A 19,076-nucleotide genomic window follows, 5' to 3' on the forward strand; every position below is an offset into this window, starting at 1 on the left:
CTACATACGCTGCCTTACTGCCTCATATAAAAATGCACCGCATGCAACAGATACGTTAAGCGATGATATACTGCCATACATAGGCAGCTTTGCTTTTTCATCGGTTATTTTAAGTACCGACGGATTTATACCCCTGTCTTCACTGCCCATGATTATGGCAACCGGGGTTGTAAAATCAATATCATATATAGTGCTGTCGGTTTTCTCTGTGGCAGCAACAGTTTTAATGCCGCATGCCTGCAAATGGAAAATAGCATCTTTAATATGGGTAACTTTGCATATAGGCACATTAAAAACAGCCCCGGCAGATGTTTTAACGGTATCACCGTTAACAGGTGCAGCACCTTGCTTTTGCACAATAATGCCATTAACACCTGTACACTCTGCAGTTCGGATTATTGCGCCGAAATTGCGCGCATCACTTAGCTGGTCAAGTATCAGGAACAACGGAGTCTTGCCGCTTTCCAGCACACTTTCGGTTAAAGTTTCAAGGTCATGAAACGCTACCGGCGATATACTTGCCACAGCACCTTGGTGGTTGTTGCGTGTAAGCCTGTTCAGCTTTTCAACCGGAACATAGCTAAAGTTAACATTATGCTGCTTTAAAACCTTCAGCAAATCGCGCATAAGGTCGCCCTGTGCATCTTTCTGAATAAAAACCTTATCCACTTCTTTTCCTGAATGTACCGCCTCTATTATGGCGCGTATACCGAATATCTGGTGTTCCTTATTTTCCATGCTGCAAAGATAATGGTTAGCATTAAGATTATAATTTTTTATTGTTTTAAGATTAAATTCACTTTCGTTTATTTTTTGTGCAGGTATAATTTACAATTATAGAAAAACAAGGCATAAAAGGTTTCAGTTATATCAGTCAAGCTGTTTTTGCAGTATAACACAAATATAATCTTGATAACAATTCGCTTTCTATTTGATAATGCTACTTTAAGAATCAGCTAATAGCCTTACCGTTGGCAACCGGTATTTTTGGGCATATTTTTCTAAACTTTTATTCACACAACGCAACATGAAAAAATTTTACTTTTTGCTTGTGCTTTTAAGCGGCCTGTTCTTAAAAGCACAAACACTAAATCCGTATTTACAGGCAGCAACTCCTACATCCATTTATGTTAACTGGAAAACGGATGGCAACACAGAATCTATAGTAGAGTATGGCAGCAGCCCGGAAAGCCTTACCACAACTTCTACAGGAAACGCATCTGTATTTTCGGATACCGGTTACCCTGCAAACTATTACTACCACACTGTAAAGGTTGACGGGCTTACGCCAAACACCAAATATTATTACCGTGTAAAAACGGGTACATTAACTTCTGAGGTATATTCTTTCCGCACTATGCCATTGCCGGGTCAGGCAGCTACCGAAGACGGTCACCTGCGCTTTCTTATCATGGGCGATAACCAGATGCGTAACGTGCCGAGATTCGACTCGCTTGTCTCTGCCGCTAAACGAAAAATTGCACAAAAGTGGGGACTTTTAGCCGACCCTTCGGATAATATTGCCCTTACAGTTATGGTGGGCGACCAGGTAGATGTGGGTACGCTTGACCATTATGAGAATGTACACTTTAAGAAAAACAAAGCGCTATCGGGCTATCTGCCCATACAAACGCTTGTGGGTAACCATGAAACCTATGGCACACTTGCCATGCAGGCCTATTACGACCATTATGTACTTGATGAAATGTCGTATCAGGGTATATCATCAGGGACAGAGAATTATTATGCCAACCAGGTTGGTAATGTACTGTTTATAGCGCTTGATACAGAGCATACAGGATTGCAACAGCTAACATGGGTAAACCAGGTACTTGCCGCAGCCAATAATGATGAAACGGTAGACTGGATAATATCACTGGGGCACAGGCCTTACCAGGCAGAACAGTACATAGGTGATATTTCGCAATGGGTGCGCAATACCGTTATGCCTGTACTGGTTACTTCGCCAAAGCACATACTGCACATAGGTGCACACCACCACCTGTACCACAGGGGGCAGCTTAAAGACACCCCAACCTACCAGATTATTTCCGGAGGTGTGGCATGGGACCAGTACTGGGGTATGGCTGCCGAAGCTAATTATGAAGATGTACAGAAAACCATATCCAACTGGATGTACCAGATTGTAGATGTGGATGTAAACAACGACACTTTTGATGTGGAGTCATACTCAATAGGCAGTGTGTACCAGTGGAAAGACAATGAGCTTATGGATGAGTTTCATCATTATAAAGGGCTTGCTGCGCCGGCACAGCCTGAAATTATAAATAATTTTGATGGTGGCGATGTAGAGCTTCCCCTTACTATAGAAAGCTCACCTTATACTACAACATCTGAAGAGCTGCTTAACAGTACCCAGTTCATGATTGGTAAAAATGCTGAATTTGAAATCCTTGAAAAAGATGTGTACCGTGACTTCGAAGATCTATACGGGCCGGTAGGCACACAGGTAGATACTTCTGCAAACGTAATGGAGGGCGTAGATATTACTAAGCTAACCATTGCAGAAAATGAAATACCTAACGGGCAGTACTTTGTAAAAGTGCGCCACAGGGACCGTAACCTGTCATGGTCTGAATGGAGCGAGGTAAAATCATTCAATGTTACCAACAGTAGCTTTGCCAATACGCTAATACAGCTTGACACCATTGCTTATAATGTGAATGAGCCAATCAGCGTTTCGTTTTCTGATACTCCGGGCAACGGTACCGACTGGGTTGGGCTTTATAAAGTTGGGCAGACACCGGGCAGCGCCAGCCCTTCTCAGGCATGGCAATATACCAACGGCCAGATAAGTGGCAACATTACGTTTAACGGCCTTAACCAGGTAGGCAGGTATTATGCTACACTAATGGAAAACGATACATATAATGAAATTGTTGAGAGAAAGTATTTTTATGTAGGCCCTTTTGTTACGCTTGATACCGACCAGAATGTGTATGAATCCGGCAACGCTGTAACCGTAACGTTTGCCAATGGCCCTGCGCTTACAAACGACTGGATAGGTATTTATAAGGTAGGCCATACACCGGGCAGTATTAACTCTACGCAATGGGAGTATGTATATGCAGCCGAAGGTGAATTAACTTTTGAAGGGCTTGCAGACGGTTACTACTTTGTGCAGTATTTCCTTGAGGATGGTTATGACACGGTAGGGCAAAAGGTGTTCTTTCAGGTGGGAAGCCAGATTACCCAGCTTGCCATAAACAATACCATTTACAACCTTAATGAAAATATTATAGCCACCTGGACAGACGCTCCCGGTATTATTAAAGACTGGCTGGGTATCTACCATGAAGGAGATGAACCAAACGTTGACCCGCTGGTAAGCTACACTTACTTTGACGGGCAGCCGGAAGGAAGCAAAATAATTCCTGACGAGAACATGCCCACCACGCCGGGCGAATACTTTATTGTAATATTTACTGACGACTCTTATAATGAAGTTTCTAACAGGGTGACTTTCCAGATTATGGATGACACTGCAGGCTTAGATGAGTTTAGCAGCCAGAATGCAGTAATGGTTTACCCTAACCCTGTTAAAGCAGGAGAGAAAACTTATATTAAATGCAAATATCCGATAGACCAGATTGATGTTTTTGATATGACAGGTAACCTGTTTTATACTTCAGAGAACATCAACGATTATAACTTCTCTTTAATTAACCAGAGCCTGCCAACAGGAGTATATATACTAAAAATACACTCTAACAAAGTATATAATGTAAAAGTGATTGTTAATTAGTAATTCCGTTTTTAAGACAGAAAAGCCGCCCTTGTGGGCGGCTTTCTTAATTATAACAAGGGTTATTGCTGACTATTCTTCTTCTACAAAGCCTGTTCGCCTGTAGCCTGAAAATGAAAGTACTGATTCAGGGTCATAACTAAAGGTTGCTTTAAAGTAAATACTGTCAACAGTTGCGCCGGTTGGCGATGTTGCGGCATTCCTCATTATCTTGCCTTCAGTTATAGTAAAGGTAGTACCCGGATCCTGAAAGTTTTCCTCATCGGTAACGCTAAAGGTTAAATCATCAAGGTTAATGTTTACAATGCCACCAAGCCACCAGCCGTTCTGCTGGTCGTTAATATACATTGTCTCATCAGAGCCTGTACCAGTGTTATAGGTTTTATGCAATGCATGGGCTACAAGCAAATCGCCGGTCGCATCATCCGTAATATCTATAAACCATTCACCGCTCATGGCCTGTACAGGGGTTTCCCCTGCATCATAATCGTCATAGCCCTGGTCATCGCAAGATATAAATGCCGGCAAGGCAAATACACAAAGCAAAATGGCCGTTATTTTTATCTTTATATTTTTCATATTTGTTTGCATTTTTAAGGTTGAATTTGCTCCAGGTGAATTTCAAACGTATAGCCTTCCCATGATACTACCATATCTATGGTTTTAGCCTCCTGGTCTACAGAAAAAGAATCTATAGTAGAATTACCTCCAAAAGCTATATTGGTTTGTGTTCCGGGTGTAGAAAAATCGTTTGCTGCTATATCATTAGCTATTATTACACCACCCGGATTAATATAGTCTGTGCCATAAGCACGTCCGATGTCATAGTAGCCTCCAAGAGCATCTGATATTTCGAATGTATTTTCACCTGTCTGCCATATAAGCACATATCCCATATTGGTATATTGTGCTGATGCAGTTCCGTCCCTTACAACTGTAGAAAGGTATGCACCTGCAATACTGGTTTCAAAATCACCTGTTTCGGTAACAATTATATCCCTCATCTGCGATGCACTGAAACCGTCCTGGTTCTCTGCACTGTATCTTGCCGAGTAATAGTCTCTCGGGTTCTCTGTAGAATTCGGGTCAAACAGTTCACCTGTAAAATGCCCGCGGGTATATGATGTCTCTACATCCAGCTCGGTGCCATTTTCTAAAGCTACTGCGCCAAACTCTTCATATGTTTCGCCGGGGGCAAGTACATACGGATTCTTATCATCATTATTTGGTGTAATAACAGCATAGTTAGTCACCGTAGATGTTATAGTGTCTTCCGTACTGCAGGCATTCAGGGCAAGCAGCCCCGCAGCCGCCAGTGCGTAAAACTTTATTTTATATAATGTTTTCATATCAACTTACTTTTTTTAGTTATTCGGGCTTTTGATCCCACCAAACATTTTCGGTGATGTTTGCCCTTTGTGTAATGTTAGGATTCCTGTTTACCTCATCATCAGGGTAGAATAATATGCTTGGCACCGCAGTACCACCCAGTACAGAAATAGCCGATGGTATCCTGTTACCTTCAGTATAATCCTGTGTGCCTGCTGTTACAACTTCAGGGAATTTGGTGCGGGTTGTTTCAATATACGATTCGATGTTGTTGATATAAGGTAAAGATGCCCATTTCTGAACCATTATCTGCCTTATATTTGCCTCTACACTACCGGCATCTGTATATTCATATGCGCCTCCTGCACCGGTTAACGCTGAAGGGTCTGCATCATTGTTTAGTCCGAAGTATTCTTTATAGGTGTCAAAAGAGGTTTCTACAGCCATGTCATACATTTCCTTAGCACCTGTACCGCCGCTATAGCGCGCCAGCGCCTCTGCCTGCAAAAAGTAACTTTCGGTAACGCTTATAAAAAACACAGGTGTAAATGGCCCTACGTTTGGCCTTGCATAAGCCTGTGCGGTATCATTAAAGTCGTTACCTGTTCCCTGTTCTATACCAAGGTAAGTGCCGGCACTGCTGGCCCTGTAAACTGCCGAAAGCCTTGGGTCAGCATTACCTTCATAAAAAAGCAGCAGCGTGTTACTGGCAATGTGGTTTACATCCCCTAAGCCTGTCTGGTCAAACTGCACTTCATAAAACGGATTCCTTTTGTCGTCAGTATCAGCAAAGCTTGCAAAAGCTGCATCTTCGGTAAGAAAATTGCCTTCAGCCATAAGTGCGTTAACAGCGCCGGGGTCAGCCATAGAAGTATAGGCCATCCTTAGGTACATTTTAAGTTTCAACGTATTGGCGAACTCTATCCACCTGTCCATATTGCCGCCATAAATAACATCCTGCGAAGCTACTTCGGCCTCTGTAGGGTTGGTGTTATAAGCAGCAACGGCAGCATCTATCCTTTCCAGCAGGTCGGCATATACTTCTTCTCCCGATGTTAATGCAGGGGTGATGTTACCCGATTCCTGTTGTAAAGCTTCTGTATAGGGTATGTCGTCAAAAAGATCTACCAGCAATTGATAGGTATATGCCCTTAAAAGTTCTGAAATAAGAGCCGAAGCAGTATCTCCTGCAGCATCAGATTCTTCTTTTACATACTTTAAGTCATTTAAACAGCCGGTATATAACTCTGTCCAGAACCTGTTGGCATAACCTGTATTAAGGTTATACTGGTCTATACTTTCATACTGGCTCGCACTGGGCGACTGGGTATGATACTGTGCATAAAAACCACCTAAATTAGTCAGTTCATCGCCCACTACCATGGCAAGCGATGCCTCTGCCGAGGTTAGTGCAAGCCCGGCATTAATTTCATTGGGCGTGTTAGGGTTGCGGTTAATATCCAGCTCTTCATCGCAGGATACAAACAGCCCTATAGTTGCAATTACTATTATTTTATATATACTTTTCATAGTTTTTTATTTTAAAAATTAGCTTTCAGGCTAAAGCCAAGGCTTCTTGTTGAAGGGTTTGCAGAGAACTCACCAAACTGTCCTGCCAGCTGTGTACCAAATGTAGAAACCTCAGGGTCTATGTACTGATTGCTTGCCGGTGTCCACAGGAACAGGTTACGCCCAATTACAGAGAAGGTAAGCCCTTGTATAAATGTGCCTTCAAGATATTTTGTAGGGAACCTGTAGCTTAGCACCACCTCACGCAGCTTTATGAACGATTTATCTATTACCGTAGCCCTTGCCAGTGCATCTGCACGATAGTAATCGTCCATGTGCTCCCTGTCAACAGCAGTTGTATTTTGCTGGTAGCTAACATTGCCAGTGCCTTCATCAATAACTCTTACAACAGAGTTTGGCACTATAAACGGTTGCCTGTCGTTATACATAGTGGTTACAGAGTTTCCTGTAAACCTTGTAATATCGGCAGTACGCGAGTACATAAGGCCACCCTGCCTGATATCAAACGTAAAGCCGAGGCTTATCCCTTTCCACTCAAAGTTGTTGGTAATACCCATAGTATAATCATATTGGGTGTCACCATATACTTCTTTGATAGGTGAGGCAATCGGCACACCATTGGCATCAACCACTATATTGCCGTCAGGATCTTTTTCAGGAACATAGCCCTGTATAAGGCCAACAGTTTGTCCCGGTTTGGCTATATACTCAAGCGTGCTTAAACCTCCAAGCTCAACCTGTTCAATCCTTGGGTCAAGCTCTTCAAGCTTAGTGTCGTTAGTCGTAAAGTTTACCGAGGTATCCCAGTTAAAGCCATCCCTGTTTTTAAATATTGAGAAGTTAACCAAAGCCTCTATACCTTTATTAGATATAGTACCAAGGTTGGCAACCTGGTTGGTATAGCCGGTACTTGGTGCCAAAGGCAGCGGCAATATCTGGTTTTCTACCCTTGCATCATAATAGGTGGCATCAATGGTAATCCTGTTGTCGAACAATGAAAGCTCCATACCTACTTCAAACTCTTTTCTCCTTTCGGGTTTCAGGTCAAGGTTAGGAGCACGGTTACCTACTTCATAAGCATTTAAGCCGTTGATAGGGAATGTAAGGTTACCAAATGTTCCTACAGCAGAACCCTGTACAAAGTCAGCATATACCTGGTACGGATCTGTGTCGTTACCGCCTTCACCATAGCCTACCCTTAACTTACCATAATTAATGATGTTATTAATTTCAGGGAATGTCCTTGAAAATACCCAGCTTGCGTTGGCTCCCGCATATAGCGAAGACCTGTTTGCTTCCGGCAGGGTAGAGTACCAGTCGTTTCTTACGTTTCCTGTTAAGAACAATTGTTCTTTATATGAGAATGTAGTGGTGTTGTAAAGTCCGTACAGCTTTTGCAGCGAACGTGTATTGGCTACTGTTGGCACCTGCGAGCTGTTGGCAAGCGAGTAAAAGTCAGGTATGTCCTGGCTGCCCACATTAGCGGCAAGCTGCATGCCTTCGCGCGAATTAATGTTGAAACCAAATGTAGAAACAACACCAAAGTTATCATCTATATCAAAATCAAGGTTGTATAACAAGTCGTGGTTAAGCTGCTTGAAAGTGCTGCTGGCCTCATAGTAGCTGCCCGGATACTCTGTAGAAGAACCATCATTAGGGCTACCCGGAGCTGCATCTACACGTGCTTCCCAAATTCTTGTTACATCGCTGTAGCTGTCTACACCAAACCTGTAAAGAACGTTAGACCAACTGTTAAGGTCATAAGTAAGTTCTACCGAACCGTAAACCCTTTCTTTATTGTAATCAGAACCATTTTCGTTAAGTGTAAAATATGGGTTGGTTACACCATAGGGCGTGTAGTAGTTAGACACGTTATGGAAAGGATTATTATAATCGGCAAATTCCGTAATAGGGATGTCGTTTGGTATCTGCAACAGGTTGTTATATACTGTTAAGCCCTGGCCTGTAGCAACCGAGCTACCTTGCGTGTTTACATAGTTCATGCTCGCATTAATGGTAAACTTGTCAATTTTAGTTGTACCACTAAGTGATATGGTATTCCTTTCATAAGAGTCGGCATCAGTTGGGTAAATACCATCCTGCTGCGCATTGGAGTATGAAAGGCGCACACTGCTTTCGCCGGAACCGCCTGATACCGCAAAATTGGTTAACTGGGAAACACCTGTATCAAAAAAGTTTCTAAGCTGGTCCTCCTGGAATGAATAAGGCTTTAAAAGCTGGCTGTTATTTACAACATTGCCCCAAACACGCGGCTGGTCGTCAAAACGGGGTCCCCATGAACCATTTTCGTTAAGGTAATGCACACCGTCCCATCCCTGTCCGTATGTAGATTGGTACTTTGGTGTCCTTAATACCTGGGTAAAGAATGTTGTGGTGCTAAAATCAACCGATAACTTTCCTGCCTTACCCTTTTTGGTGGTAATAATAATAGCACCGTTTGCTGCCCTTGCACCATAAAGTGCCGAAGCAGCTGCACCTTTAAGTATAGTCATGCTTTCGATGTCATCCGGGTTAATGTCCGAAGAACCCCGTCCAAAGTCATAACCGCCATCAAGGTCGTCAGAAAAATTGGTGTTATTATTAATAGGTATACCATCAACTACATAAAGCGGCTGGTTATTTCCGCTTAAACTGCTGTATCCTCTGATGACAACACTGGAAGACGCACCCGGATCTGTAGAAGCATTTGATATTACAACACCTGCCACTTTTCCCTTAATCGCATCCGAAATGTTGTTTTGGGAGCCTTCGTTAATCTCGTCCGAACGAAGGGTGGTGGTTGCCGCACCCAGTGAAGATTTTTCCCTGCGGATACCTACTGCCGTTACCACAACCGTTTCCAGTTCGGTGGCAGAGTCTTCAAGCATTACATCAATAGTGGTGCTTGTTGCAGGTCGCTCTTCGGTAGTCATGCCAATATAGCTGAAAACCAGAACCTGGTCCGGTGCTGCCTGTATTTCGTACTTACCGTCAAAATCGGTTTGCACACCTGTAGCAGAACCCTTAATCACAACATTGGCGCCGGGTATAGGGAACCCGGTCTGGTCGGTAACAGTTCCTGTAACTGCCCTCTCCTGTGCAAATGAAATTTGCATTGTTAACGCAATGAGGAGCGTTAACAAACCATCAAGTTTTGTTTTCATTGAGTATAGTTTTGAGATGTTAGAACCCCAAATATCTAATGATGGTTTTGGTAATGCAAAGCCTTTAGGATTATGTTTTGTTAACCTTAATATTACTTTAGCATAATATTTGGGTTAGCTTAACACTTTAACAAGTAGATTGTTAAAAAACAGCTTTAAAACTAAGGTGTACTATAGAGTTTGATAGTTTTATAGACTGGTTGCCTGTACTGCCGTTAGCATAAATTATATTGAATAATCCGTTTTTTGTGAGCAGCCCGAAACCGAATCCCAACCCAAGCAGGTTGTCATTAAAGTTAGAGGTCTTATCCTGAAAATATCCATAATCGGTAATAGAGTATAGGTACATATTAGGAGCCAGTATATACCTGTACTCGGCGAGCAGGGCGGTGTACAGGCTTGCCTGCAGGCTGTTCTCGTTAAACCCCCTTACAGAGTTAATACCCCCAAAGCGGTAAAGCTCATTAATTATATAGGTGTTACTGTCCAGATAATAGCTTTCGTTGCGTATTGCAATAATATTCCGCTTGTTCAGGTACAGGTTGTGCGAAACGTCTGCCTGTAAAAAAAACTGGCCGGTATCAGTCGCCTTGGTATTACGGCTGCCAATACCGCCTTTAATCATTATGCGGGTTTTTTCAGGGAACAGGTAATCATCAAAAGTATAACCGGTATGCTCGTAGGTTGAGGTCCAGAAGGTGCTGCTGTAGTCGCTAAGTGTGGTATTGTCGAGATTTTGTATATCTACCGACTGGGTGCGCCTGTAACCCAAAAAAACTTTTGAGTTATAGCTAAAGTAATATCCGGCATTAAGGTCTGTAACGGTGTTCTGGAATGTGCTGTCCTGCTTAAATATATTAAGGCTGCCCTTTAACCCGATGGGGCTTTTAAAAATATACGGCAGTTCCAACTGGGCGTTAAACGTAGTTTGCTCATCGCCATTGTTTTTCCAGTACAGGTTAAAGCGCTCTCCGGAGTTAAGCACGTTTACCAACAGCAGGTCTAAATATCCGTTAAAGCGAACATTACCTTCATCTTCGTCATTACTGAAGCCTATAAATCCGTCAAAACTGTTTGGTTTGGCTTTTTCCAGATATACATATACTTTAGTCGTGTCTTCCTTAAATAGTATTTCAGGGTAACGCACCTGGCTTACAAATTTTATTGCATTAAAGTCATTGTACACCCTTTGCAGGTTTTCGCGGTTAAAGGTTTTACCACTGTACTTTTTTAAGATACTTCTCCGCAGGCCCTCAGGAAATTTTGTATAGCCTTCTATAACCAGCCCGTCAAGCGTGCGCTTCTTTTCTATTTCTGCTTTTATGGCGGCAGTTATAATATTACCTTTTTTTTCATGCCCTGTCAGTTGCAGGCTGCTCAGGCTGTATCCTTTTTTTTCGAGTAAGGCCGTACGGTTTTCCATATACTGCTTTACAGTGCCTGTTGCCAATACTATTGTGTCTTCTGCAATGTCCAGCAACTGCCTTTCGGCATCGGTAAGTGTAGTTGTATATATATGTATGTAATCTGTTTTTGTGGCAATTGAAAATGCATATACAAAAGTGGTATCATTTATTTTTTGGTGCGCCACCTCCCGGGCTTCCAGGTAGCCTTTGCCTGATAGCTTTTGTAGTATATTTGCCGCTTCCGCTTCAACGGCTTTTGCGTTTTCGTGGTTTTTTATATATCCTAAAGAGTCAATAACAGCAGTTTCGGCTGCATTGGCGCCTTCAGCTTTAAGATACAGGTTTTGCGCCCCGCACCAAAAAGCAGAAAATAGTAATGTATATATGAAGTAAAGAAATCTCAATACAGAAAAATGGTGTTGGTAAAAGTAACGCAAAAAAAGCGGAAAAAATATTAGTGCCTGTTGCGTAGAACAATATACTTGAAAATTAATGAATTATGATTTGTTTTATTAATTATAATTCCTACATTTGCAACCCCGAAAAAAGCGGGTTTTTTAATTTATAGAAATATTTAATAACAATTATGCCTACAATTCAACAATTAGTAAGAACAGGAAGGGCCCAGATAACTAAGAAGAGTAAATCGGCTGCTTTAGATTCTTGTCCACAGAGGAGGGGTGTTTGTACACGTGTTTACACAACTACGCCTAAAAAACCGAATTCTGCAATGCGTAAAGTAGCAAGGGTTCGTTTAACAAACGGCAACGAGGTAAATGCTTACATCCCGGGTGAAGGACATAATCTGCAGGAGCACTCGATAGTATTAGTTAGGGGTGGAAGGGTTAAAGACTTGCCAGGTGTTAGATACCACATTGTTCGTGGAGCTCTGGATACTGCCGGTGTAAACGGAAGGTTACAGAGAAGGTCTAAGTACGGTGCAAAACGCCCTAAAGACAAAAAGTAATTTAAAGAGTTTTTAAAGAGAAGACATGAGAAAAAGACAGGCTAAAAAAAGACCTCTTTTACCGGATCCGAGGTTTAACGACCAGTTGGTAACACGTTTTGTAAATAACTTAATGTGGGACGGTAAAAAATCAACTGCTTTTAAAGTGTTTTATGATGCTATAGACATCGTAGAAACTAAGAAACAAGACGAAGAAAAATCTGCGCTTGAAATGTGGAAAGACGCCCTAACTAACGTTATGCCTCACGTAGAGGTTCGTAGCCGCAGGGTAGGTGGCGCAACTTTCCAGATACCAATGCAAATCAGGCCAGACAGGAAAATCTCTATGGCCATGAAGTGGCTTATACTTTATGCAAGGAAAAGAAATGAGAAATCTATGGCTCAAAGGTTAGCTTCAGAAATTTTGGCTGCTGCCAAAGAAGAAGGTGCTGCTGTTAAAAAGAGAATGGATACTCATAAAATGGCAGAGGCTAACAAAGCATTCTCTCACTTTAGATTCTAATTTCATAAAGAAAACAATACAATGGCAAGAGATTTAAAATATACTAGAAACATAGGGATTGCTGCTCACATTGATGCCGGTAAAACGACAACAACAGAGCGTATCCTTTTTTATACGGGTAAATCACACAAAATTGGTGAGGTACACGATGGTGCTGCTACGATGGACTGGATGGCACAGGAGCAGGAAAGGGGTATTACCATTACCTCGGCTGCTACAACCTGTACCTGGAATTTCCCTACAGAGCAGGGTAAGCCTATAGATAACACTACCGGTTACCACTTTAACATCATTGATACTCCCGGACACGTTGACTTTACTGTTGAGGTAAACCGTTCACTTAGGGTGCTTGACGGACTTGTGTTCCTTTTTAGCGCCGTAGACGGTGTTGAGCCACAATCTGAAACCAACTGGAGGCTTGCAGATAACTACAGGGTTCCGCGTATGGGGTTTGTAAACAAAATGGACCGCCAGGGTTCTAACTTCCTTGCAGTATGCCAGCAGGTTAAAGACATGCTTAAAAGTAACGCTGTGCCAATTGTATTGCCAATTGGTGATGAGGCCGACTTTAAAGGTGTTGTAGACCTTATCAAGAACCAGGCTATCGTTTGGCACGATGAAACACAGGGCGCTACTTTTGATATTGTTCCTATTCCGGACGATATGAAAGAAGAAGCACACCAGTACCGTGCACAGCTTATAGAAGAAGTTGCCGCTTATGATGAAAACCTTCTTGAGAAATTCATGGAAGATGAAGATTCTATCACAGAAGATGAAATCAACAACGCGCTTCGCAGGGCTACTATCGATATGGCTATCATACCGATGCTTTGCGGTTCTTCATTCAAGAACAAAGGTGTTCAGTTTATGCTTGACGCGGTTTGTAAATTCCTTCCTTCGCCACTTGATAAAGAAGCGATTGACGGTACAAACCCAGATACAGAAGAGCCTATTTCGCGTAAGCCATCTGTAACTGAGCCATTTGCTGCACTTGCATTTAAAATTGCTACCGACCCTTACGTGGGCCGTTTAGCATTCTTCAGGGCTTACTCTGGCCGCCTTGATGCAGGTTCTTATATCCTTAACACACGTTCAGGAAACAAAGAGCGTATATCACGTATCTACCAGATGCACGCTAACAAGCAAAATGCCATCGACTTTATTGAAGCGGGTGACATTGGTGCAGCAGTAGGTTTTAAAGATATTAAAACGGGTGACACACTATGTGATGAAAAGCACCCAATAGTACTTGAAAGTATGAACTTCCCTGATCCGGTAATCGGTATCGCGGTAGAGCCTAAAACAAAGGCAGACGTTGATAAAATGGGTATGGCGCTTGCAAAACTTGCAGAAGAAGACCCAACGTTTACCGTAAGGACAGACCATGCTTCAGGACAAACTATTATCTCTGGTATGGGTGAGCTTCACCTTGACATCCTTGTAGACCGTCTTAAGCGTGAGTTTAAGGTAGAGGTTAACCAGGGCGAGCCACAGGTAGAGTATAAAGAGGCTATTACACGCAGCGCTAACCACAGAGAGGTTTACAAGAAACAGTCTGGTGGTCGCGGTAAGTTTGCTGATATTGTATTTAAACTTGAGCCTGCTGACGAAGTAGATGGCAAAGCTCCTGTTGGATTACAGTTTGTAAACGAGGTAAAAGGTGGTAACGTGCCTAAAGAATTTGTCCCTGCTGTAGAGAAAGGCTTTAGAGAAGCTATGAAACAAGGGCCTCTTGCCGGTTATGAAATGGATAGCATGAAGGTAACACTTCTTGACGGTTCATTCCACCCGGTTGACTCTGATGCACTTTCATTTGAACTTGCTGCAAAAATGGGCTACAAAGAAGCCGCTAAAGCTGCCGGTGCCGTAATCCTTGAGCCTATCATGAAGCTTGAAGTGCTTACTCCGGAAGAAAACATGGGTGATATTGTAGGTGACCTTAACCGTCGTCGTGGCCAGATAAACAACATGGACGACAGGGCAGGTTCTAAAGTAGTTAAAGCAAGCGTTCCGCTTTCAGAAATGTTTGGTTATGTAACTACACTAAGAACATTGTCTTCTGGTAGGGCAACATCTACAATGGAGTTCTCTCACTATGCAGAGACACCTTCTAACATTGCGGATGAAGTAATTAAAAAAGCTAAAGGAAACGCTTAATTATTAAAGGAAAATGAGTCAGAAAATCAGAATAAAACTAAAATCATACGATCACAGTCTTGTAGACAAGTCTGCTGAAAAGATCGTTAAAACTGTAAAGAGTACCGGAGCAGTGGTTACAGGCCCAATTCCGTTACCAACACACAAGAAGATCTTTACCGTTCTTCGTTCTCCGCACGTAAACAAAAAGAGCAGGGAGCAGTTTGAAGTAAGTTCATACAAAAGGCTTCTTGATATCTACAGCTCTTCAAGCAAAACCATTGATGCCCTAATGAAATTAGAGCTTCCAAGCGGTGTAGAGGTAGAGATAAAAGTGTGATAATAAAAGAAAAGGGAATTTGAGGATTGAGTATAGAGTTTCTTCTCTTTACTCAATTCTCATATCTCATATCTAAGAAAAAGTATTTTATTTTTTAATTAATAATTATTTATATGTCTGGGTTAATTGGTAAAAAAATAGGCATGACCAGTATTTTCGATGAAAACGGTAAAAACATTCCGTGTACAGTAATTGAAGCTGGCCCATGCGTAGTTACCCAAGTCAGAACCAATGAGGTTGACGGGTATAAGGCGTTGCAACTTGGTTTCGATGACAAAACAGAAAAGCATGTAGTTAAAGCTGCCGAAGGGCACTTTAAAAAAGCAGGTACTTCTGGCAAGAAAAAGGTCGCCGAATTCAAGTATTTTGCAACAGAGCACAACTTAGGAGATGTGCTTACAGTAGACCTTTTTAAAGAAGGTGAATTTGTAGATGTTCAGGGAGTATCTAAAGGTAAAGGCTTTCAGGGCGTTGTTAAACGCCACGGCTTTGGCGGTGTTGGCCAGGCTACTCACGGTCAGCACAACCGTTTAAGGGCTCCGGGTTCTGTTGGTGCATCATCATATCCATCAAGGGTATTTAAAGGTATGCGTATGGCAGGAAGAACAGGTGGAGAGAAAGTAACAATACAAAACCTTGTAGTTTTAAAAGTGGTAGCAGAGAAAAACCTTCTTGTTATTAAGGGTGCAATACCTGGCCACAAAAACTCGTATGTAATCATTCAGAAGTAATGGAAGTAAAAGTATTAAACATAAACGGAAAAGAAACTGGCAGAACGGTAACCCTTTCTGATTCAGTATTCGCTATAGAGCCAAACAAGCACGCTGTATACCTTGATGTTAAACAATACCTGGCTAACCAAAGGCAGGGTACCCATAAAAGTAAAGAGCGTAACGAGGTAACCGGTAGTACCCGTAAAATTAAAAAGCAAAAAGGTACCGGTACAGCCCGTGCAGGTAGCGTTAAGAACCCTTTGTTTAAAGGTGGGGGTACCATTTTTGGCCCAAGGCCAAGAAGCTACTCTTTTAAGCTTAACAAAAACCTTAAGCGCCTTGCAAGAAAATCTGCCCTTGCATTAAAAGCAAAAGAGTCTAACCTGATAATTGTAGAAGACTTTAATTTTGATGCCCCAAGCACTAAAAATTTCATTAACGTTTTGAAAGCTTTAGGGTTAGACAATAAAAAATCTTTATTTGTGTTGGGTGATACAAATAAAAACGTATATTTGTCGTCACGCAATTTAAAAGCGTCCTCTGTTGTAACTTCTTCAGAATTAAACACTTACGCGATAATAAACGCTAATAATTTAGTTCTTACAGAGGGCTCAGTAGAAGGAATTACAGAAAACTTAAGCAAATAAACAGGGATATGAGCATTATAATTAAGCCTATCATCACTGAAAAAGTAACCAAAGACGGTGAAGTTTTTAACCGTTTTGGTTTTGTTGTTGATAAAAGGGCCAACAAAATCCAGATAAAAAAAGCCGTTGAGGCTGCTTATGGGGTTTCTGTGGTTGAAGTTAACACAATGAACTACAGGGCTGATAGAACAGTTAAGTACACAAAAAGTGGACTGATAACAGGAAAGACAAGTGCTTACAAAAAAGCAATTGTTCAAGTACAGGAAGGAGAAACAATAGATTTTTACAATAATATCTAATAGAAAATGTCAGTTAGAAAATTAAAACCTATTACCCCGGGCCAGCGTTTTAGAGTTGTAAATAGCTTTGACACTATTACAACTGATAAGCCGGAGCGTTCTCTTATCGCACCGAAAAAAAGCTCAGGAGGTAGAAATAGTCAAGGAAAAATGACCATGCGTTACACAGGCGGTGGTCACAAAAAAAGGTATCGTATTATAGATTTTAAAAGAGCTAAAACTGCTGTTAACGCAGAAGTTTTAACTATAGAATACGACCCTAATCGTTCAGCATTTATATCCCTGGTACAATATACTGACGGAGAAAAGGCATACATTGTAGCTCCTAACGGACTTCAGGTAGGCCAAACCATTGTTTCCGGAGAAAATGCAGCGCCAGAAATTGGTAATGCACTTCCTTTAAGTAAAATTCCTCTGGGAACTGTTATATCTTGCATAGAACTACGCCCGGGACAAGGTGCTGTTATAGCGCGTAGTGCCGGTACTTTTGCCCAGCTAATGGCAAGGGACGGAAAGTATGCTACTATTAAAATGCCAAGCGGTGAAACAAGGCTTATCCTTTTAACCTGCATGGCTACTATAGGAGCTGTTTCTAACTCAGACCACCAGCTTATCGTTAGCGGTAAAGCAGGTAGGAGCAGGTGGTTAGGCCGCAGGCCAAGAACAAGGCCGGTAGCTATGAACCCTGTAGATCACCCGATGGGTGGTGGTGAAGGACGCTCTTCAGGAGGTCACCCACGCTCTAGGAAAGGTCTTCCGGCTAAAGGTTACAGGACTCGTTCTAAAGTTAACCCGAGTAATAAGTATATCGTAGAACGTAGAAAGAAATAATAAGTAAGATATGGCACGTTCATTAAAAAAAGGACCTTACGTTCACTACAAACTGGAAAAGAAAGTTCTTGAAAATATAGAAAAAGGTAACAAAGGAGTTGTTAAGACATGGTCTCGCGCCTCTATGATTACCCCTGATTTTGTAGGACAGACTATAGCAGTGCACAACGGTCGTCAGTTTGTTCCTGTATATGTTACAGAGAACATGGTAGGTCATAAACTAGGAGAATTTTCGCCGACCCGCTCTTTCAGGGGCCACGCCGGTGCTAAAAATAAAGGAAAAAAATAATAAGCAATGGGAGTTCGTAAAAGACAGGCAGCAGATGCCAGGAAAGAGGCTAACAAGTCAGTTGCTTTTGCAAAGCTTAACAACTGCCCTACTTCTCCAAGGAAAATGCGTATTGTAGCAGACCTTGTAAGGGGACAAAAAGTAGAATTAGCACTCAATATATTGAAATTTAACAGCAAGGAGGCTTCCCGCAAACTTGAAAAACTTTTGCTTTCTGCCATTAATAACTGGCAGCAAAAGAACAGCGAGGAAAACCTGGAAGAAGCCGGCCTTTTTGTGAAAGAGATAAGGGTAGACGGTGGTACGATGTTAAAAAGGCTTAGGCCTGCACCTCAGGGCCGCGCCCACAGGATAAGGAAACGCTCTAACCATGTTACAATTGTACTTGGAGCTATTAACAATAACACACAAAGCAATTAATAAACAGTATGGGACAAAAGACAAATCCAATAGGAAATCGCCTTGGTATCATTAGAGGATGGGATTCCAACTGGTATGGTGGAAATGATTACGGCGATAAACTTGCCGAAGACCACAAGATCAGGAAGTATATCCATGCGCGTTTATCAAAAGCAAGTGTGTCTAAAGTAATTATTGAAAGGACTCTTAAACTTGTAACCGTTACTATCACCACTGCCCGTCCCGGTATTATTATCGGTAAAGGTGGCCAGGAGGTAGACAAGCTGAAAGAGGAGCTTAAGAAAATTACTGACAAAGAGGTTCAAATCAACATCTTTGAAATTAAAAGACCGGAACTTGACGCTTACCTTGTAGCATCAAGCATTGCCCGCCAGATAGAAAGCAGGATTTCTTACAGGCGTGCTATTAAAATGGCTATTGCTGCTGCTATGCGTATGAACGCAGAAGGTATTAAAGTTATGATTTCCGGCCGTTTGAATGGTGCTGAAATGGCACGTTCAGAAATGTTTAAAGAAGGTAGGATCCCTCTTTCTACTTTCAGGGCGGACATTGATTATGCACTTGCAGAGTCTCATACTACTTATGGTAGGATGGGTATCAAAGTGTGGATCATGAAAGGTGAGGTTTATGGTAAGAGAGATCTTTCTCCGTTAGTAGGTATGGACAAGAAACAGTCTAAATCTGCAGGATCTCAAAAACCAGCCGGAGCAGGCAAACCCCGCAAAAGAAAGTAATTT

Annotated in this window: 18 protein-coding genes; 12 read left to right on the top strand and 6 right to left on the bottom strand. The window is 42.0% G+C overall.

What is annotated here, in order from left to right:
* Positions 1-738, bottom strand: a complete 738-nt coding sequence (rlmB, locus tag Q0K96_RS00945; RefSeq protein ID WP_297332155.1) for a 23S rRNA (guanosine(2251)-2'-O)-methyltransferase RlmB — start codon at positions 736-738, stop codon at positions 1-3.
* Positions 739-1,027: 289 nt separating this feature from the next.
* Between rlmB and Q0K96_RS00950 the strand changes: the two genes are divergently transcribed.
* On the top strand, positions 1,028-3,766 hold the full coding sequence (locus tag Q0K96_RS00950; protein ID WP_297332156.1) for a fibronectin type III domain-containing protein: 2,739 nt from the start codon (positions 1,028-1,030) through the stop codon (positions 3,764-3,766).
* A 72-nt stretch (positions 3,767-3,838) separates the two neighbouring features.
* Here Q0K96_RS00950 and Q0K96_RS00955 read toward each other — a convergent pair whose 3' ends face one another.
* The 5 genes from Q0K96_RS00955 to Q0K96_RS00975 all read right to left on the bottom strand — a co-directional run bounded on the left by Q0K96_RS00955 (position 3,839) and on the right by Q0K96_RS00975 (position 11,599).
* On the bottom strand, positions 3,839-4,345 hold the full coding sequence (locus Q0K96_RS00955) for a lipid-binding protein (RefSeq protein ID WP_297332157.1): 507 nt from the start codon (positions 4,343-4,345) through the stop codon (positions 3,839-3,841).
* A gap of 14 nt (positions 4,346-4,359) precedes the next feature.
* Positions 4,360-5,115: a BT_2262 family domain-containing protein gene (locus Q0K96_RS00960; RefSeq protein ID WP_297332158.1), complete on the bottom strand. Its 756-nt coding sequence runs from the start codon at positions 5,113-5,115 to the stop codon at positions 4,360-4,362.
* A gap of 19 nt (positions 5,116-5,134) precedes the next feature.
* Positions 5,135-6,625, bottom strand: coding sequence for a SusD/RagB family nutrient-binding outer membrane lipoprotein (locus Q0K96_RS00965; protein WP_297332159.1), 1,491 nt, complete (start codon positions 6,623-6,625; stop codon positions 5,135-5,137).
* An 11-nt stretch (positions 6,626-6,636) separates the two neighbouring features.
* The gene (locus Q0K96_RS00970; protein WP_297332160.1) at positions 6,637-9,789 is read right to left on the bottom strand and encodes a SusC/RagA family TonB-linked outer membrane protein; all 3,153 of its coding nucleotides are present in this window, start codon (positions 9,787-9,789) and stop codon (positions 6,637-6,639) included.
* A gap of 142 nt (positions 9,790-9,931) precedes the next feature.
* On the bottom strand, positions 9,932-11,599 hold the full coding sequence (locus tag Q0K96_RS00975) for a hypothetical protein (protein ID WP_297332161.1): 1,668 nt from the start codon (positions 11,597-11,599) through the stop codon (positions 9,932-9,934).
* A gap of 182 nt (positions 11,600-11,781) precedes the next feature.
* Between Q0K96_RS00975 and rpsL the strand changes: the two genes are divergently transcribed.
* From rpsL to rpsC, 11 genes are all read left to right on the top strand, one after another.
* Positions 11,782-12,162, top strand: coding sequence for a 30S ribosomal protein S12 (gene rpsL, locus Q0K96_RS00980; protein ID WP_035129761.1), 381 nt, complete (start codon positions 11,782-11,784; stop codon positions 12,160-12,162).
* Between the two features lie 25 nt (positions 12,163-12,187).
* On the top strand, positions 12,188-12,664 hold the full coding sequence (gene rpsG / locus Q0K96_RS00985) for a 30S ribosomal protein S7 (protein ID WP_223052886.1): 477 nt from the start codon (positions 12,188-12,190) through the stop codon (positions 12,662-12,664).
* A 21-nt stretch (positions 12,665-12,685) separates the two neighbouring features.
* Complete coding sequence (fusA, locus tag Q0K96_RS00990; RefSeq protein ID WP_297332162.1) at positions 12,686-14,821, top strand: elongation factor G; 2,136 nt, start codon at positions 12,686-12,688, stop codon at positions 14,819-14,821.
* Between the two features lie 13 nt (positions 14,822-14,834).
* Complete coding sequence (gene rpsJ / locus Q0K96_RS00995) at positions 14,835-15,140, top strand: 30S ribosomal protein S10 (RefSeq protein WP_020213633.1); 306 nt, start codon at positions 14,835-14,837, stop codon at positions 15,138-15,140.
* A 113-nt stretch (positions 15,141-15,253) separates the two neighbouring features.
* Positions 15,254-15,871 (top strand): 50S ribosomal protein L3, encoded by a 618-nt coding sequence (gene rplC, locus Q0K96_RS01000; RefSeq protein ID WP_297332163.1) that lies wholly within the window; start codon positions 15,254-15,256, stop codon positions 15,869-15,871.
* Entirely contained in the window at positions 15,871-16,500 is a 630-nt protein-coding gene (rplD, locus tag Q0K96_RS01005; protein ID WP_297332164.1) for a 50S ribosomal protein L4, read from the top strand. Before rplC ends, rplD begins: the two co-directional genes overlap by 1 nt.
* A gap of 8 nt (positions 16,501-16,508) precedes the next feature.
* Positions 16,509-16,799, top strand: a complete 291-nt coding sequence (gene rplW / locus Q0K96_RS01010; protein WP_223052890.1) for a 50S ribosomal protein L23 — start codon at positions 16,509-16,511, stop codon at positions 16,797-16,799.
* A 6-nt stretch (positions 16,800-16,805) separates the two neighbouring features.
* Complete coding sequence (gene rplB, locus Q0K96_RS01015) at positions 16,806-17,630, top strand: 50S ribosomal protein L2 (protein WP_297332165.1); 825 nt, start codon at positions 16,806-16,808, stop codon at positions 17,628-17,630.
* A 10-nt stretch (positions 17,631-17,640) separates the two neighbouring features.
* Complete coding sequence (gene rpsS, locus Q0K96_RS01020) at positions 17,641-17,919, top strand: 30S ribosomal protein S19 (protein WP_223052892.1); 279 nt, start codon at positions 17,641-17,643, stop codon at positions 17,917-17,919.
* 6 nt (positions 17,920-17,925) lie between these two features.
* Positions 17,926-18,339: a 50S ribosomal protein L22 gene (gene rplV / locus Q0K96_RS01025; protein WP_223052893.1), complete on the top strand. Its 414-nt coding sequence runs from the start codon at positions 17,926-17,928 to the stop codon at positions 18,337-18,339.
* 8 nt (positions 18,340-18,347) lie between these two features.
* Entirely contained in the window at positions 18,348-19,073 is a 726-nt protein-coding gene (gene rpsC, locus Q0K96_RS01030; RefSeq protein WP_297332166.1) for a 30S ribosomal protein S3, read from the top strand.
* Positions 19,074-19,076 lie beyond the last annotated feature (3 nt).

Origin of the sequence: Flavobacterium sp. (genome assembly GCF_024305175.1) — a bacterium.
GTDB lineage: Bacteria > Bacteroidota > Bacteroidia > Flavobacteriales > Flavobacteriaceae > Flavobacterium.

Excerpts from the sequence above, each read along its gene's own strand:
- rlmB (WP_297332155.1), bottom strand. The coding sequence starts at position 738 with ATGGAAAATAAGGAACACCAGATATTCGGTATACGCGCCATAATAGAG.
- rplV (WP_223052893.1), top strand. The coding sequence starts at position 17,926 with ATGGGAGTTCGTAAAAGACAGGCAGCAGATGCCAGGAAAGAGGCTAAC.
- Q0K96_RS00970 (WP_297332160.1), bottom strand. The coding sequence starts at position 9,789 with ATGAAAACAAAACTTGATGGTTTGTTAACGCTCCTCATTGCGTTAACA.
- Q0K96_RS00965 (WP_297332159.1), bottom strand. The coding sequence starts at position 6,625 with ATGAAAAGTATATATAAAATAATAGTAATTGCAACTATAGGGCTGTTT.
- rpsL (WP_035129761.1), top strand. The coding sequence starts at position 11,782 with ATGCCTACAATTCAACAATTAGTAAGAACAGGAAGGGCCCAGATAACT.
- rplB (WP_297332165.1), top strand. The coding sequence starts at position 16,806 with ATGTCAGTTAGAAAATTAAAACCTATTACCCCGGGCCAGCGTTTTAGA.
- rpsC (WP_297332166.1), top strand. The coding sequence starts at position 18,348 with ATGGGACAAAAGACAAATCCAATAGGAAATCGCCTTGGTATCATTAGA.
- rpsJ (WP_020213633.1), top strand. The coding sequence starts at position 14,835 with ATGAGTCAGAAAATCAGAATAAAACTAAAATCATACGATCACAGTCTT.
- Q0K96_RS00960 (WP_297332158.1), bottom strand. The coding sequence starts at position 5,115 with ATGAAAACATTATATAAAATAAAGTTTTACGCACTGGCGGCTGCGGGG.
- rpsG (WP_223052886.1), top strand. The coding sequence starts at position 12,188 with ATGAGAAAAAGACAGGCTAAAAAAAGACCTCTTTTACCGGATCCGAGG.
- rplW (WP_223052890.1), top strand. The coding sequence starts at position 16,509 with ATGAGCATTATAATTAAGCCTATCATCACTGAAAAAGTAACCAAAGAC.
- rpsS (WP_223052892.1), top strand. The coding sequence starts at position 17,641 with ATGGCACGTTCATTAAAAAAAGGACCTTACGTTCACTACAAACTGGAA.
- rplD (WP_297332164.1), top strand. The coding sequence starts at position 15,871 with ATGGAAGTAAAAGTATTAAACATAAACGGAAAAGAAACTGGCAGAACG.
- Q0K96_RS00955 (WP_297332157.1), bottom strand. The coding sequence starts at position 4,345 with ATGAAAAATATAAAGATAAAAATAACGGCCATTTTGCTTTGTGTATTT.
- rplC (WP_297332163.1), top strand. The coding sequence starts at position 15,254 with ATGTCTGGGTTAATTGGTAAAAAAATAGGCATGACCAGTATTTTCGAT.
- Q0K96_RS00950 (WP_297332156.1), top strand. The coding sequence starts at position 1,028 with ATGAAAAAATTTTACTTTTTGCTTGTGCTTTTAAGCGGCCTGTTCTTA.
- fusA (WP_297332162.1), top strand. The coding sequence starts at position 12,686 with ATGGCAAGAGATTTAAAATATACTAGAAACATAGGGATTGCTGCTCAC.